Genomic DNA, 16181 nt, shown 5'->3' with positions numbered 1-16181 from the left:
GATCATACATAAGGATTATTCAAATTAGTGAATATTTTTCAAACATTTAATTGACAATTTTCTAAAATATAATCATTATATATTGTTTTATGGATTCTAATTGTATAAAATAACACAGATGTTTGATATTCAACTAGAGGTGGAGTATGATGCAAAATATATGGAAACGATTTAGAGGAACAAGTATTAAGAAGAAATTAGTTTTTGCATTTTTAATTATTTTAACTATACCTGGACTTATTATTGGTGGTGTATCATATCAGACTGCCAAGGAAAATTTTGATCAACAACTTACGAAAAAAGCAAAAGAAAATATCGCAGTTTTAAATAGTGTGATTAAACAAAATATGGAAGCGAAATATGTGGATGTAGCGTACTTTGCAGATGTTTTAACGGAGGATACATATCCCGACGGACAAGAAGATATCGTAAGAACAAAATTAACACAATATATGAGACTTCACCCAGATGTAGAAGGCATCTATATTGGAACGCAGACAGGGAAATTTATAAGAGAGCCATTTAAGCAAATGCCGGATGGATATAATCCAACGGACAGGTCATGGTATAAAGAAGCGATTGAAAACAAAGGGAAAGTAATTGTCACGGCTCCGTATCAGTCAACATCTACAAAAAATATGGTGGTAACGGTTGCGAAGCAAACGAAGGATGGTAAAGGTGTTGTAGGGATTAATTTAAATTTAGATAACATAGTAAAGGTTTCTAAAATGATAGAAATCGGTAATAAAGGATATACTGTTATTTTAGATCAAAATAAACAAGTTGTTAGTCATCCATCAAAAAAAGCTGGTTCAAAGATTACAGATTCTTGGGTAACGCCTATTTATGAGAAAAAGCAAGGAAGCTCATCTTATACAGAAAAAGGCGCTGACAAAAATATAATTTTTATAACAAATGAAAAAACAGGGTGGAAAATAGTTGGGGTTATGTTTGCAGAGGAAGTGGTTCAAGCAGCTGACCCAGTTTTTTATAAAACATTAATTGTTATTACGATTTCTATTGTTCTTGGTAGTATTTTAGTTTATTTCCTTATGCAATCTATTATAAAACCGTTACGTAAAATTGTGGATTCTGCATATAAAATTAGTAAAGGCGATTTAAGAGAAGAACTCAAGATTTACTCGAAGGATGAAATAGGAGATTTAGCGCAGTCATTCAATAAAATGTCAGAATCTCTTCGTAGCGTTATTTCAAAAATCAGCTTTTCATCAGAGCATGTGGCAGCATCAGCTGAGGAGTTAACAGCGAGTGTCCAACAGGCAAATGATGCAACAGATCAAATTACATTAGCGCTAGAACAAGTATCAAGCGGAGCAGAATCGCAAAGTCAAGGTGTTGAAGAAGGTGCAGCGACATTACAGCAAGTAAACACGGCAATTCAAAATTTAACAGGAAGCGTACAATCTATTTCTGTTTCTTCATCTCATACAAGACAAAAAGCTGATGAAGGGGAAAAATTAGTAGGTCAAACAGCGAAACAAATGCATTCTATTTCTGAATCTGTTTCGCACTCAGATGGTATGATCAAGCGCCTTGATGAGAAATCAAAACAAATTGGTGCCATTTCAGAAGCTATTCAAAGCATTGCTCAGCAAACAAACTTACTTGCTTTAAATGCAGCGATCGAAGCAGCTCGTGCAGGTGAGCAGGGCCGAGGCTTTGCTATTGTGGCTGATGAGGTTAGAAAGTTGGCAGAGCAGTCGGGGGAATCATCAAGTGAAATTGCTAATTTAATTAAAGAAATTAAAGCTGATATTGAGAATACTGTACAATCAATGGGACATGTAAGCGACGAGGTTCAGTGCGGATTAGAAGTTGTAAGCAAAACAAAATTAAGTTTTACTGAAATTTTAGATTCGACAAATCATATCGTTTCACAAGTGAATCAAATGGTAGATACGACTAAGCTTATGGCAAGAGAAGCGAATGAAGTAACAAATGCAATCGATGAAATTGCAGCGGCAGCAGAAGAAAATACAGCTAGCGTGCAAAGTATCGCAGCATCAGCTGAAGAACAAGTTAGCTCGATGACTGAAATTCATTCAGCTGCACAAAATTTAGCAGAGATGGCGGAAGAGTTACAAGAAATGATTAGTGAATTTAAAATATAATAGTGTGAAATAAGTAAGGTGAAATTTTTATTGCCTTACTTATTTTTCTATTTAAAGAAGTATGATTTTGATAAATAATAGGGGAGTCAATGAAAGGATGAGAAATAGAAGGTTATTAAGTTTATGGAAAACGATTACATTACTGGTGTGCACTGTTGTTGTACTTTCTTTGCTTGTAACGGACATTTTAATTAGTCATCATGTTGAGCGTATGACAGAAGAAAGCCAAGCAGAAAAGGCTAAAATAATTGCGCGTATTGTAGCGCATTCACCAATTGTGCTGGAAGGCTTAACAGGCAGAAAAGATGCAGTTGAAATTCAAACATATACGAACAGGTTATTAAAAAATACAGATGTTCAGTTTATTGTCGTTATGGATATGAATGGAATTCGAAAATCTCATCCAAATCCTCAAAAAATCGGTCATCATTTTGTTGGAGGGGATGAGGGAACGGTTTTAAAGGGAAAAGAACATATGTCTTTAGCTGAAGGAACGTTAGGGATTTCGATGCGCGTATTTGTACCTGTATTTTCTGAAGCAGGGAAGCAAGTTGGTGCAGTTGCTGTTGGGATTTCAGCTGATAATGTAAAAGAGAGAACGAAAGAAAGTAGACATATTATTTATATTGGAATTAGCATAGGAATATTGGTTGGGATTATCGGGGCAGTGTTATTAGCCAGACATATTAAAAAGATTTTGTTTGGCCTGGAACCACATGAAATTGCAAAAATTTTAGAAGAAAGAAATACAATGCTACAATCTGTTAAAGAAGGAATTATTGCGGTAGATAAAGAGGCAAGAGTTACACTTATTAATCATGAGGCGAAGCGGTTATTGAAAAAAAGGAGTCTTGAGGAAGAATGTATTGGTAAAGATGTTGAATCATATATGCCTAATTCACGTATTAAAGAAGTGTTACAGACAGGACAAGCTCAGTTACATGAAGAGCAGAATGTGTATGGAGTTACGATTGTTACAAATAGGGTTCCTCTATATGTAGATGGTGAAATTGTTGGTGCGATTGCAACCTTTCGTGACAAAACAGAAATAAGAAAATTGGCAGAAGAAATAACAGGGATTCGATTATATGCTGAAGCATTGCGAGCGCAGTCTCATGAATTTATGAATAAGATGCATGTTGTACTGGGGCTTACACATATGAAGCAATATGGTGAATTACAGAAATATGTTAGTAGTATGGTATCAGAGCAGCAATATGAAATTGGTGGCATTATGAAAAAAGTTAAAAACCCTGTAATTGTTGGCTTTTTACTTGGTAAACTTAGCTATGCAAGAGAGAGGAATATAGAGCTCATTGTAAGTGAGGATTCTTATTTACCAGATATATTTGATGAAAGTATGATTCATGAGCTAATCACGATTGTGGGAAATTTAATTGATAATGCATTGGATGCGGTAACAAATTGTGAAGAGAAACGAGTTCAAATTGAAATTTATTATGAAGACACATTAATGATTATAGTGAAAGATACAGGACATGGGATACCGACAGATCGGCTCGATACAGTATTGATGAAAGGGTATTCTACAAAAGGAAATAACCGGGGTTATGGTCTATTTCTTGTAAATGAAAGTATGAAGAGAATCAATGGAAAAATACATGTTCAATCATTAGTAGAAAAGGGAACAACTATCACAATTGAAATACCATATACAAAGTAGGGATGAGATACAAAGATGATTAAAGTTTTAATTGTAGAAGATGATCCGATGGTAGCAATGCTAAATAAATATTATTTAGAGCAGGTTGGGGGATTCGAACTAGTTTCAGTGGCCTATTCTGTCAAAGAAGCGATAAGAATATTAGAGAAATTAAATGTGGAATTTATTCTACTCGATATTTTTATGCCTGAAGATACAGGATTTGAACTATTGATGTATGTTCGAAATCAAGAAAAAGAAATTGATATTATGATGATTTCAGCTGTGCATGATATGAGTAGCATTAAAAAGGCACTGCAATATGGAGTTGTAGATTATTTAATTAAACCATTTACATTTGAAAGGTTCAAAGAAGCGTTAATTGCATACCGGGAGAAGGTTCAATTTATGAAAGAGCAACAACAGATTAGTCAATCTGAATTAGATACACTCATTCTCAAAAAGGAAAAAGTAGAAGCAAATGCAAATCAAGAGTTGCCAAAAGGACTAACAAAGGAAACATTACAGCTTATTTGGCGGCAAATTGAGTTGCTTTACGGCAAGGCATTTACTACTGATGAAATGGCACAATTAGTAGGGATTTCAAGAGTGTCCATTCGGAAATATGTGAAGTTTTTAATAGAAATTGGTGTTTTAGAAAATGAAATGGTATATCAACAAGTAGGAAGACCTGTAAGCAAATTAAGATGTATTGATCATAACAAAATAGATTTGTATGTATAAGCGACTTTTGCAAGTCGCTTATACTTTTTTTAATTACAAAATTAGTTACAAAACTTACAAAAACTATTTTTACTATTGGAAGCGTTTTAATATTGGAATAAGAATATAAGGGGGTGCCATATGGGAATTCAAAATAATATGGAAGCGGTATCATTTGTAGAAAGAAATGAATCAAAACGAGAAACTTTCGCTTCTAAAATGATGAATATTAAAATCGGTGTTATACCATTGCCATTATATCTTGTTCTAGCAGCTATTATTTATGGAGCATCTGTATATCAGAAATTGCCTGCAGATATGATTGGTGGATTTGCCGTTATTATGATTATGGGGATTTTCTTAGGTGATATTGGAATGAGAATTCCAATTTTAAGAAATATTGGTGGACCGGCGATTCTTTCATTATTTATTCCATCCTTACTCGTCTTTTTTAATTGGATGAATCCAGCGTCTATGGAAGCTGCAACGATGTTAATGAAGAAATCGAACTTTTTATACTTATATATTTCTTGTTTAGTAGTAGGAAGCATTTTAGGAATGAACCGAAAAGTGTTAGTACAAGGATTTATTCGAATGTTTATTCCTTTAGTGGTAGGAACGATAGCATCTGTAGTAGTAGGGTTACTAGTTGGTTCTTTATTTGGATTTGAAATGAAGAGAACATTCTTCTTTATTATTGTGCCAATTGTAAGTGGCGGAATTGGAGAAGGGATTTTACCACTTTCATTAGCTTATAGTGATATTTTAAATGAATCATCAGCAACATTCGTCTCACAGCTTATTCCAGCAGCGATTATCGGAAATATGTTTGCGATTGTTGGTGCGGGGTATATGAAGCGTTTAGGTGAGAAAAAGCCAGAGCTAAGCGGGAATGGTGTACTAGTAAAAACAGATAATCAAGCAGAACTACTAAAAGAACAAAATAAAGAGAAGCCAATTGATTTTTCATTAATGGGAGCAGGATTATTAATTGCTTGTACATTCTTTATTTTTGGAGGATTTGCCTCTAAATTTATTGGAATTCCAGGCGCAATCATTATGATTTTTTCGGCAGCAATTGTGAAATATTTCAAATTAATGCCGGCAAAGATGGAGCAAGGGGCATTTCACTTATATAAATTTATTTCGAAAAATTTAACGTGGCCTTTAATGGTTGGTCTAGGGTTATTATATATTCCATTAAAAGATGTAGCAGCGGTTCTTTCATTTGGATATGTCGTTGTGTGTGCTTCAGTTGTTTTAACAATGATAACGTCTGGTTATTTTGTTGGGAAAATTATGAAAATGTATCCAGTTGAATCTGCGATTGTAACAGGGTGTCATAGCGGCTTAGGTGGAACAGGAGATGTTGCAATCTTATCAGCTTCTAATCGTATGGAATTGATGCCATTTGCGCAAATTTCAACACGTTTAGGTGGCGCAGCGATGGTTGTAATCGCAACAATTTTATTAAAAATGTTTTCTTAAATAACGATCGGACAAGCTAGCTATAGAAAGACATGGCTAGCTTGTCAAATTGAGGGGAGAATATACCGATGTTAGAAAGTCAAATTAATGAGCGATCATTATTACTTCATAAAGAGTTAGTAGGAAAGATTGAAATTACGAGTAAAGTAGAAGTAAATTCAGCCGAGGATTTAAGTTTGACATATACACCGGGAGTAGCGGAGTCTTGTAAAGCAATCGCGGCTGATGAAGAGACAGCGTATGATTACACAGCACGCGGTAATATGGTGGCAGTTGTATCCGATGGGACAGCTGTACTTGGCTTAGGTGATATTGGACCGAAAGCGGCGATGCCCGTTATGGAAGGAAAGTGTATTTTATTTAAGAAATTCGCGAACGTAGATGCATTTCCGTTATGTTTAGGAACAAAAGATGTAGATGAAATCGTTACCCTTGTGAAAAATTTAGAGCCGACATTTGCTGGAATCAATTTAGAAGATATTGCAGCGCCGCGTTGCTTTGAAATTGAAAAACGTCTAAAAGAAGAAACAAATATTCCAGTTTTTCATGATGATCAGCATGGGACGGCAATTGTCGTGTTAGCTGCTGTAATTAATGCATTAAAAGTAGTAAAGAAGCAGATGAATACAGTGAAAATTGTCATTAATGGTGCGGGATCAGCGGGAATAGCAATTGGGAACTTGTTATTAAAAGCCGGAGTAGAGCATATGACATTAGTAAGTTTAGAAGGCATTGTTTGTGAGGGAGAATTATGGATGAATCCAGCACAAATAGAAATTGCAAAGAAAACAAATCGAGAACATGTGCGTGGATCCTTAAAAGAGGCAATTCGTGAGGCGGATATTTTTATCGGTGTATCTGCTCCAAATGTATTAACAAAAGAGCTTGTACAGACGATGAATAAAAAGCCAATTGTATTTGCGATGGCAAATCCAATTCCGGAAATATTCCCAGATGAAGCGTTAGCAGCCGGAGCAGCTGTTGTTGGCACAGGACGATCTGATTATCCGAATCAAGTAAATAATGTATTAGCGTTTCCTGGTATATTCCGAGGGGCATTAGATGTACGTGCAACGGATGTTACAGAAGAAATGAAATTAGCAGCGGCATATGGGATCGCTAACATTATTACGGATGAAGAAAGAAATGAAAACTATGTTATCCCAAATCCGCTTGATAAAAGAGTTGTGCCAAGTGTGGCAGCTGCAGTAGCGAAAGCAGCAATTGAGTCCGGAGTAGCGCAAATTAAAAAAATACCAAGTTATGAATTCTAAAAAAGGTGCCTTCTTTCGTAAGAGGGCACCTTTTCTAGAAGATAAGAAATCTCTAATAAAAGGAATGAGTCGCTGTTCCTTGTAGCATTATGAACTTTACTTCACGACAATGTTGTTCTTACCTTAAGTAATTGAGAGTGTGAACAGCGAATTCTGGAAGTAGAAATTACTCTACATTGATAACAAGTTGCTCGTAATATTCTCTATTTATATATATATTTAAAACCCATAATCCAGCAGAAGGCAGTGACATAAGTAGAGGCATTTCTTTTGTGCCAGGTTGGAGTAATTTTGGTGCTGTCCAAATTTTTTCGGAGTTTTCATTTGAAAGAATAACGGGAGTTGGAGCGGTATTCCCTTGTTTTAAAGCAATAATAGAGAATTGTCCATTTGGTATTTGGGAATCGAGAAAAAACCACATATGTTCCATTGCTTCACTCGAAGTAAATACACTATCTGCAATGGCAATTTTTCCTTCAATACCTTTTAAGAGCATTTTTCCTTCGGCAAACGAAGGGCTTTCCTCCCAATTCACATCTTTTAAAACGCTAAGATGAAAAAATGAAGGTGCATTTGTTTGAGGCTTTGAGATCTCCATTATTTGTTTTTCGGAGGATTTTGAATCTGGTTGTGTTGCTGCGCAGCCGCTCATAAGAAAGATGGATAGTATCGTAGTACTTATTTTTTTCATGTAGCCACACTCCCATTTTGTATTGTTACTGTAATTGTATTTACTAGAGAGTGGGACAATTCCTTTAAAATGATACAAAGAGGTTATAAGTTTCGTACGACTTCTTTTTACATTTCATTAGAAATTATGGCGAAGTTTTTTTGAGCACTGTTAGGAAGAGAACAGATACAAAATTATAGGCTCAGATAAGTAATTGGATGGGGAAGAGTAACCAAGAAAAGCACTCTCACGTGTATGAGAGTGCTTTTCTTGGTTGCATTAGTTCTCTTGATCTAAGAATAACACCATATGTTCTTCGTCCCAATATTGGCCATTATATTTTAAAGAGCGTTCTTGAACGCCGAATGTTTTAAATCCTAATGATTCGTATAGTTTTTTTGCACCGTCATTCCCAACAACAACATCAAGCATAATTTGTTCGATTTCGAGTTTTTTTGCAAGTTCGATACATTCTTTAATAAGAGCGCGTCCAGCACCAAGGCCGCGTGCTTTTGGAGATACATATACAGAACCAATTTTTGCTTTATGTTCTTGTTTTACATATGGTTTCGTTTCTAGAGTTGCAACTCCGATTAATTCGCCGTCTTTAAATGCACCTAGTGTATAATTTTCATCTTGTGCAAGTTTTTGCGCTTTATATTCAATCGGGCATTCTTTATTAATAATATCTTCATAAGAAGAGCTGAAAGCTTCAGGGTTTTGTTTTAATCCTTCTACACGAAGTTCCAAATAAATTTCTGCTTCATCCTTTGTTAGTACATGAATATCCAAGTATATCACCCTCCGTATTTCTGACAAATGTAGTTATATTTTATATTGAAATAAGAATAATTTCAAAAGCTTGGCTCGAATAATGGTTTTTTTGGCGAAAAATATCGGTTTCTGTTATTCCGCTATTTGTGGCAGCTTAATTGGTAAGGGCTTATAATCAATGGGGATGAAGAAAACGCCCCGCTGATTCAAGTTTCATATTATTGGATCGGCAATTTTATTAGAAATTCTGTTCCGACTCTTAATTCACTTTGGACGGTAATGGTTCCATTATGCAGTTCTACAATTTCTCTCGCAACCGCTAAGCCAATTCCTTTTCCACCCGTTGCCCTTGTTCTTGATTTATCAACACGGTAGAAGCGATCGAAAATATGAGGAAGATCTTCTCTAGGAATACCTTCTCCTTCATCTTGAACACATATAGTAAAAGTATTCTCATTTTCAAGCACATTTATTGTAATGATAGATGGTTCATGAGAATGCTGATACGCGTTTTGTAACAAATTTAGCATAACTTGTTCCATACGGCGTTCATCTATATAAACGTTCAGGTGACTATTACAATGTAATCGAATTTGTATGTCCATTTTAGAAAAGTTTGTTTTTGTTTTTTCAATAATTTTTTCGAGAAATGGTCTAAGGGTTACTTTTTGTTTTTTTATGATGAACTGATGCTGTTCTAGTTGGGCTAAGTCGAATAAGTCTTGTATGAGTGCTGTAATACTATCTGTTTCATCTTCGATAATTTGTAAATATTCCTCGCGTTCTTCTTTGGACAACCCTTCTCTTTTGGCGACTTTTGCATATCCTTTCATATATGTCAGGGGGGTTAACAATTCATGCGCAACACTGGAAAGAAATTCATTTCTTTCTTTTTTCATATAAGTTAGTTCACTTGATAGTTCTTCAATTGTTGTAGCCAAACTACCAAGTTCATCATTGCGTTTAATTCCTAATGCAATGGGTTTATTTAATTTAGGCATTCGTTCTGTCGCTTTTTTCATTTTAATAAGTGGATCTGTAATAACGCGAGAAAAAAGAAAGACAGAAATAGTTGTTAAAATAAGAGTTAAACATCCAATAATAATGAATTGATTTGTTAAACGAGAAATCATTTTTTCTAAGAAAGATGTATTTAAAAACATATGTACATATCCGGTAACTTGTCCTTTCGTAATAATGGGACTTGCAGTTGAAATGAATTTAGACTTTTTCCAGTTTGTTTCAACTGTTTTCCCGTTCCTCGAAATAGATTCTATTTTACAAGCAAGTTGCTTCTTCATACTTTCTGTAACAATATCTGAAGTGGAGATAATTTTTCCATTCGTGTCTGTTATGACCATAGTTGTATCTGAATCGGAGTGAGATTCCATTAAAGTAATGATTTTAAAAGCACGTGACTCATTTCCGGTATTTATAAATTTTTCGATGATGTTTCGATACTTATTCCCTTGATTTAAAAGAGTATTTGTTTCTTCATCGATACGTAATTTCGCAAGGCTTGTATGAAAAGAGACAAAGGCAATTGTTTCAATACATAAAGCTAATATTAAAAAATATGTACCAATTTTAAGGGAAAGTTTATTCATTTTGTTCCACCATACCTTATTTTCATATTGAATTAGTCTGTTATTAAAAATATATTTTTCCCTAATGAATCATGGCAGTTCCCCTTTCTTTTCTACGTTCTATTGAGAAGTAAAAGGGAAACTGCCTTATTAAGTAGTGAAATGAAGTTTTGATAAAAGAAGAGACGATATATTCAGCTAGCTGTAGTGATTATTCACTTTTCCATTTGTATCCTACTTTATAGATTGTTTCTAAGTAGTTTTCAACAGGAAATCCTTTTTTTCTTAATTTCTCACGAATATTTCGAATATGTGAATCGATAGTACGATATTCAATATCTGTTTGATATCCCCATATTTTTTCGATTAAATCATCACGGCTGTATGCGCGATTGGCATTTTGTAAAAATAGTCCTAGTAATGCAAACTCAATTGGTGTAAGTGAGATTTTTTCATTATAAACAGTAACGGTATGTTTCGTTTTATCCCATTCAATTCCATTGAAGCTAACAAATCCTTCTTTTTTCGTTCGGCGCAATACGGCCTCGATTCTTGCAACAAGTACTTGCTCATCAAATGGTTTCGTAATATAGTCGTCAGCTCCTATTGTCAATCCTTTTATCATATCGTAATTTTGATTCCGAGCTGTTAACATGATAATCGGGACATTGCTAAGTTGCCGAATTTGCTCACATGTTTCCCAGCCATCCATGTTTGGCATCATGACATCTAGCAAAATGATATCGAACTCTTTTTGCTGGATGAGTTCAAGAGCTTCAAAACCTGATTTAGCCTTCATACAAAAATAACCACGTGGACTGAGAAATAAATCTAACAGTTGTAACATGCGTTCTTCATCGTCTATTAATAAAATTTTTATCATATCCTTGTACACCCCAACTATTCTTTTTACTTTGTATAGTTTACATGAAAATAATGAAAAACTCTTTGCGCAAAAGTAATTGACATAAAAAATGCACTACTTTTGCACAACTCTTTTTTATAATAAAGACGTAGCGACACAAAATACCCTATGTTGCGACATAACGTCATGTCATTTTAATTATAAAATGACAATTCCATTCTATTGTGTAAGTGAGATAGTGAGGATTTTCGTATTCACCTCGCATCGGATAAGAAAAGGTTCCTATCTCACACTTTTTTTATAAAGGCGACTGTAATGCACATAGATGAAAAAGAAGATTGTTTATAAAAAAGGCGTAATGCAATGATAATGTGTATTACGGTATCTATATGAATCATTATAACGTGTGTAAATAAATTTTTCGGGATTTTATCATAAATTAAAAAGCGAATTGTTTCTTTAACTAGAAACAACTCGCTTTTTTTATCCTATTATTTATAAGTAGTAAAAGATTTAAGGAGAAAACAAAGATGCGAGGCGGGAGGAGAGCTGCCCGCCTGAAAAATAATGAAGGCTAATAATTCGTGATGGATGATGCATTGATTTATATAATCAATAGAAGGATTGTAATTTATATGATAAACCATGGAAGAATGGCTAAGCTTGAAGTGACAATTACGGTGCCACAAATTAAAAAAATACGATATTTTGTTTGTTTCATTCTGCATACTCCTCTAATTATGGATTGAAATCATATGGCAATTGGTCTATTGTTCGTATCATTGCTACCTATTTTTGATTCTTATTTTATATTTTTAGTATAGCGAATTGGTTTGGAAAGAACGATCGATAAAGATGACGTAAACATTACATTGTTGTAAGAAAAAAGCATCTTTTATGAAACAAAGATGCTTTGAAAGAGGTTGTGACAATTCCATGTTGATAACTAAAAATAACGCCTGAAAAAATTATTTTTTTGAAGATACATAACCTTCAATTCGCACTGGATGTGTATAAATATTGCAAGAGTTATTACGAATAAAGCCGACAACAGTAATTCCTAAATCATGTGCAAGTTGTAATGCCAATTTTGTTGGAGCAGATTTAGAAAGGATGATTTCACAACCGATTTTAGAAACTTTTAATAAGATTTCAGATGAAATTCGGCCGCTAAATGCAATGATTTTTCCTGTGACGGGTATATCATGACGTAAACAATAGCCATATATTTTATCTAATGCGTTATGTCTGCCAATATCCATTCTTGATAAAATGAGGCTATTTCGATCACATAAGGCTGTATTATGAACGCCGCCGGTTTGTTGGAATGTAGTGGAAGACTTTTGTAAGGCAGTCATTAAATAAAAGCATTCTTCAGGAGTGAGTGTGATATGTACATCATGTAATTTTTTTGCTTTGGCTGCATCATTAACAAAAACAAAGCCTTGTCTACTTTTTCCACAGCAAGAGGTAACATATCTTTTATTATATAAAGATTGGTAAAGTGGATTCATTTGTTTTGCTTCTACATGAACGATTCCTTGATCTTTCTGAATCCATAACTCTTCAATATGTTGGTAAGAAGAAATAATACCTTCCGAAATTAAAAAGCCTACTACCATGTCTTCGATATAATTTGGAGTGCATACTACAGTAACATATTCTTCGCCGTTTAATTTAATTGTGATAGGAGTCTCTGTAACAATTTCATCATGTTTTTCAGAGAACATACCATCTTGATAATGCACCATGTTATATGTTTCTTGGACAGGACCCATATTCTTTTCCCCTTTGTATGTATTTTTTTCTTATTTATCATCAAATATTGAACTACTACCTACATTATAAGATTATTTTGGTTATTATTGTATATTTACGATATAATAGAGCTGTAGAATAGTGTCATTTTAACTTTCGTATTATATGTGAATAGCACCATAGAATTGACCATCTTAGATAGGACGTAAGGTATTTCAAAATATGTATAACAACGCAAATTTGAAAGCGGATTCATATTTGTGTTGTGTAGTGAGTTGTAAGGAGAGGGGAAATTATGGCTGAACAGACAGTTCGTGTAACTATTGATGGGCAAGAGTTTGTTTCAACGGATGAAAAAACGATACTACAATTATTTAACGAAAGTAATTTAGAGCATCCACAAATTTGTCATGTGCCAGAAGTAGATCCAATTCAAACTTGTGACACATGTATTGTTGAGGTAGATGGAAAATTAATGCGTGCTTGTTCTACAAAAGTGGAAGATGGGATGCGTATTGAAAGAAAATCAGCACGTGCTAAAACAGCGCAAACTGAAGCGATGGATCGCATATTAGAGAACCATTTATTATATTGTACAGTTTGTGATAACAATAATGGGAATTGTAAGATTCATAATACGGTACATATGATGGGAATTGAAGAACAGAAATATCCATATAAGCCGAAAGTCAGCCCAAGCGAAGTGGATATGTCGCATCCATTTTATCGTTATGACCCAAACCAATGTATTGCATGTGGTCAATGTGTAGAAGTATGCCAAAACTTGCAAGTGAATGAAACATTATCTATTGATTGGAGTTTAGAGCGCCCGCGCGTAATCTGGGATAACGGTGTAAGCATTAATGACTCATCTTGTGTAAGTTGTGGTCAATGTGTAACAGTTTGTCCTTGTAATGCATTAATGGAAAAAACGATGCTCGGAGAAGCTGGATTTATGACAGGGCTTAAGCCGGATGTACTAGATCCAATGATTGATTTTGTGAAAGATGTAGAACCAGGATATAGTAGTATTTTAGCAGTTTCAGAAGTGGAATCTGCGATGCGGAAAACGAAGATTCATAAGACGAAAACAGTTTGTACATTTTGTGGCGTTGGTTGCTCATTTGAAGTATGGACGAAAGACCGTCAAATTTTAAAAGTACAACCTGTATCAGACGCGCCAGTAAACGGAATTTCCACATGTGTGAAAGGAAAATTTGGCTGGGACTTTATCAATAGTGAAGACCGCATTACAAAACCGTTAATTCGTCAAGGAGATACGTTTGTTGAAGCTTCGTGGGAAGAGGCTTTAGAAGTCGTTGCATCCAATATGCAACGTATAAAATCTGAATATGGAAGCGATGCATTTGGGTTTATTTCTTCTTCCAAAGTAACAAATGAAGAAAACTATTTAATGCAAAAATTAGCTCGGCAAATATATGGAACAAATAACGTAGATAACTGCTCCCGTTATTGTCAATCACCGGCAACAGACGGTTTATTTAAAACAGTTGGTATGGGGGGAGACTCTGGTACAATAAAAGATATTGCTGAAGCTGGACTTGTTATTATTGTAGGAGCAAATCCAACAGAAGGTCATCCTGTACTGGCGACACGCGTGAAACGTGCTCATAAATTGCACGAACAAAAGCTTATTGTAGCAGATCTTCGGAAACATGAGATGGCAGAACGGGCTGATTTGTTTGTTCATCCGCGTCAAGGAACCGATTATGTATGGCTTGCTGGAGTAACAAAATATATCATTGATCAAGGGTGGCATGATCAATCATTCATAAATGAAAATGTAAAGAATTTTGATGCATATAGCGAAATGTTAGAGAAGTATACGCTCGATTATACGGAGGAAATTACAGGGATTTCTAAAGATACATTAAAAGATATTGCACGTATGGTCTATGAAGCAGATGGAACTTGCGTACTTTGGGGCATGGGAGTTACACAAAATACAGGAGGAAGTACAACATCAGCAGCGATTTCTAACTTGCTTCTTGTAACAGGTAACTATCGTCGTCCTGGTGGAGGTGCATATCCATTGCGCGGGCATAATAACGTACAAGGCGCTTGCGACATGGCAACATTACCAAACTGGCTTCCGGGATATCAAGCAGTATCAGATGATGCGCTTCGTGCGAAATTTGAAAAAGCATATGGAACTACGATTCCGAAAGAACCAGGATTGAATAATATTGCGATGCTTGCTGCTGCAGAAGAAGGCAAACTACGTGGTATGTATGTAATGGGAGAAGAAATGGCATTGGTGGATTCGAATGCGAATCATGTACAACATATTTTAGCAAATCTTGATTTCCTTGTTGTACAAGATATGTTTTTATCCAAAACAGCTCGCTTTGCCGATGTCATTTTTCCAGCAGCACCAAGCTTAGAAAAAGAAGGAACATTTACGAATACGGAGCGCCGCATTCAAAGATTGTATGAAGTAATGCCGCCGCTCGGTGATTCTAAGCCTGATTGGTGGATCTTACAAAAAGTAGCACGCGCTCTTGGTGGCGATTGGAATTATGAGAGTCCAAGTGAAATTATGGATGAAATTGCAGCGCTTGCACCACTTTATTCACAAGCAACATATGATCGTCTAGAAGGATGGAATAGCTTATGTTGGGGAAGCCATGACGGTAAAGATACACCGCTGTTATATGTGGATGGCTTTCATTTTCCTGATAAAAAAGCTCGCCTATCACTAGATGAATGGGTGCCGCCAGTTGAAGCACCAGAAGACTATGATTTATTATTAAATAATGGTCGTGTATTAGAACATTTCCATGAAGGAAATATGACGAAAAAATCAGCTGGAATTCTATCAAAAATTTCTGAAGTGTTTGTAGAGATTTCGCCGGAACTTGCTCAAGAACGAAATGTAAAAGATGGTGGTCTTGTTGAGCTTACCTCACCATTTGGCAAAATTAAAGTGCAGGCACTTATTACAGATCGCGTTACTGGTAAGGAGTTATATTTACCAATGCATGCAACAGTGAATGAAGAAGCCATTAATATTTTAACAGGTACGGCAACCGATATTTATACATGTACACCAGCTTATAAACAAACAAGGGTGAAAATGCGCGTACTACGCGAAAAAGGAAATCGTCCACTCCCTGCTTCAAACCCAAGAAATAAAAAACGTCATCCACAAAATGGTGTTGAAATCCAGAAAAAATGGCAGAGAAAACAATACGTATCACTTGTGGATCAAAATTAGGGGGCGAAGA

The 16181-nt window shown here is 35.1% G+C and carries 11 protein-coding genes; 6 read left to right on the top strand and 5 right to left on the bottom strand.

Annotated elements, in window-relative coordinates; translation table 11 throughout:
• The first annotated feature begins 149 nt into the window (after positions 1-149).
• The 5 genes from MR063_RS14910 (at position 150) to MR063_RS14890 (ending at position 7280) form a co-directional block, all read left to right on the top strand.
• Positions 150-2132 carry a methyl-accepting chemotaxis protein gene (locus tag MR063_RS14910; protein WP_242198986.1) on the top strand — a complete coding sequence of 661 codons (1983 nt, stop codon included), beginning with the start codon at positions 150-152 and terminating at the stop codon, positions 2130-2132.
• A gap of 97 nt (positions 2133-2229) precedes the next feature.
• On the top strand, positions 2230-3816 hold the full coding sequence (locus tag MR063_RS14905; RefSeq protein ID WP_242198984.1) for a sensor histidine kinase: 1587 nt from the start codon (positions 2230-2232) through the stop codon (positions 3814-3816).
• 15 nt (positions 3817-3831) lie between these two features.
• The gene (locus MR063_RS14900; protein ID WP_242198982.1) at positions 3832-4539 is read left to right on the top strand and encodes a response regulator; all 708 of its coding nucleotides are present in this window, start codon (positions 3832-3834) and stop codon (positions 4537-4539) included.
• Between the two features lie 120 nt (positions 4540-4659).
• Positions 4660-6006, top strand: coding sequence for a 2-hydroxycarboxylate transporter family protein (locus MR063_RS14895; protein ID WP_242198980.1), 1347 nt, complete (start codon positions 4660-4662; stop codon positions 6004-6006).
• Between the two features lie 68 nt (positions 6007-6074).
• A complete protein-coding gene (locus tag MR063_RS14890) occupies positions 6075-7280 on the top strand; it encodes an NAD(P)-dependent malic enzyme (RefSeq protein ID WP_242145025.1) in 1206 nt (401 codons plus the stop codon).
• Between the two features lie 166 nt (positions 7281-7446).
• Here MR063_RS14890 and MR063_RS14885 read toward each other — a convergent pair whose 3' ends face one another.
• The 5 genes from MR063_RS14885 to fdhD all read right to left on the bottom strand — a co-directional run bounded on the left by MR063_RS14885 (position 7447) and on the right by fdhD (position 12953).
• Complete coding sequence (locus MR063_RS14885; RefSeq protein ID WP_242198978.1) at positions 7447-7971, bottom strand: DUF4871 domain-containing protein; 525 nt, start codon at positions 7969-7971, stop codon at positions 7447-7449.
• Between the two features lie 258 nt (positions 7972-8229).
• Positions 8230-8742, bottom strand: coding sequence for a GNAT family N-acetyltransferase (locus MR063_RS14880; protein ID WP_242198976.1), 513 nt, complete (start codon positions 8740-8742; stop codon positions 8230-8232).
• A gap of 200 nt (positions 8743-8942) precedes the next feature.
• The gene (locus MR063_RS14875) at positions 8943-10331 is read right to left on the bottom strand and encodes a HAMP domain-containing sensor histidine kinase (protein ID WP_242198973.1); all 1389 of its coding nucleotides are present in this window, start codon (positions 10329-10331) and stop codon (positions 8943-8945) included.
• 190 nt (positions 10332-10521) lie between these two features.
• Positions 10522-11193 carry a response regulator transcription factor gene (locus MR063_RS14870; RefSeq protein ID WP_242198970.1) on the bottom strand — a complete coding sequence of 224 codons (672 nt, stop codon included), beginning with the start codon at positions 11191-11193 and terminating at the stop codon, positions 10522-10524.
• A gap of 950 nt (positions 11194-12143) precedes the next feature.
• Positions 12144-12953, bottom strand: coding sequence for a formate dehydrogenase accessory sulfurtransferase FdhD (fdhD, locus tag MR063_RS14865; protein WP_242198967.1), 810 nt, complete (start codon positions 12951-12953; stop codon positions 12144-12146).
• A 275-nt stretch (positions 12954-13228) separates the two neighbouring features.
• Between fdhD and fdhF the strand changes: the two genes are divergently transcribed.
• Positions 13229-16171, top strand: coding sequence for a formate dehydrogenase subunit alpha (gene fdhF, locus MR063_RS14860; RefSeq protein ID WP_242198964.1), 2943 nt, complete (start codon positions 13229-13231; stop codon positions 16169-16171).
• The last annotated feature ends 10 nt before the right edge of the window (positions 16172-16181 follow it).

The organism is Bacillus cereus group sp. BfR-BA-01492, assembly GCF_022662815.1.
GTDB lineage: Bacteria > Bacillota > Bacilli > Bacillales > Bacillaceae_G > Bacillus_A > Bacillus_A cereus_BD.
The sequence above is the reverse complement of the archived record's forward strand: the minus strand, read 5'-3'. Positions and strand labels throughout refer to the sequence as shown.